Annotated in this window: 2 protein-coding genes; both read left to right on the top strand. The window is 71.4% G+C overall.

Annotation, left to right across the window (positions count from 1 at the left end):
• A partial coding sequence (locus ABT063_RS52065; RefSeq protein ID WP_351069400.1) for a succinylglutamate desuccinylase/aspartoacylase family protein occupies positions 1–829 on the top strand: 829 nt, incomplete at its 5' end.
• A partial coding sequence (locus ABT063_RS52070) for an aldehyde dehydrogenase family protein (RefSeq protein ID WP_351069402.1) occupies positions 826–1,200 on the top strand: 375 nt, incomplete at its 3' end. The genes ABT063_RS52065 and ABT063_RS52070, both read left to right, overlap by 4 nt.

Here is a 1,200-nt window from a genome sequence, read left to right on the forward strand (position 1 = left end):
CGGTCCGGTGCTGTGCGTGGACGCGGGGGTGCACGGCGACGAGTACGACGGCCAGGAGGCCATCCGGCGCGTCCTCGCCGAAACCGACCCGGCCACCCTGCGCGGCACGCTCGTCGGCATCCCCTGCATGAACACCCCGGCCTTCGAGGCGGCCGCCCGCACCAGCGGCCTGGACTACCTGAACCTCAACCGCATCTTCCCGGGCGACGCCGACGGCTCGTACTCCCTCCGTCTGGCGGCCACCTTCGTCGAGCAGGTCGTCCCGGCCATCGACGCCTTGGTGGACCTGCACACCGGCGGCACGTTCGGGGAGATCGCCCCGCTCGTCATCCTTCAGGGCGGCTACGAGGACCTGGCGACGGACCTCGCCCTCGCCGCCGGGCACGAGCTGGTCTGGAAGGGCGGCAAGTGGGGCGGCACGGTCCGCCACCCCACTCTTGCGGCGGGCAAGCCCGCCATCACCATCGAGGCCGGCGGCGGCACCTACCGGGAGTCGAACGTCGAACTGCACATCGACTCGATCCGCAACATCATGCGGCAGCTGAAGATGATCGACGGCGAGGCGGAGCTGCGGGAGAAGTACACGACCACCTCCGGCACCTTCGCCCGTTCCGCCGCCGGCGGCTTCTTCCTGGGACACGCCGAGCCGGGGGAGACGTGCAAGGAAGGCGACCTGATCGCCCACATCGTGGACCACTACGGCAACACGCTGGAGGAGGTCCGCGCCCCGCAGGACGGCATCGTGCTCTGGGTCCGCCGGATCCGTACCGTCCGCCCCGGCGACGAGGTCGTCATCTTCGGCGAGGTGCAGGGAGAGATCCAGCCATGAGCGACGACACCCAGTTGCTGCTCGTCGACGGCAAGCAGGTCCCGGCCGCCGACGGCCGTACCTTCACCGTCCTCGACCCGTCGGACGGCACGGCCTTCGCCCAGGTGGCGCTGGCCGGAGCGGCGGACGTGGACCAGGCGGTCGCCGCGGCGCGCGCGGCCTTCACCGCGTCCGAATGGGCGCGGATGCGCGCCGCCGACCGGGGCCGGCTTCTCTACCGCATCGCGGAGGCGATCCGTTACCAGGGCGAGCGGCTGGCGAGGCTGGAGAGCCAGGACGTCGGCAAGCCTCTCAGCCAGGCCAAGGCCGATGTCGAGGCCGCCGCCCGCTACTTCGAGTTCTACGCGGGCATCGCCGACAAACTCGGCGGC

It is taken from the genome of Streptomyces sp. NPDC002838, from assembly GCF_040295365.1.
In the GTDB taxonomy this organism is placed as follows: Bacteria; Actinomycetota; Actinomycetes; order Streptomycetales; family Streptomycetaceae; genus Streptomyces.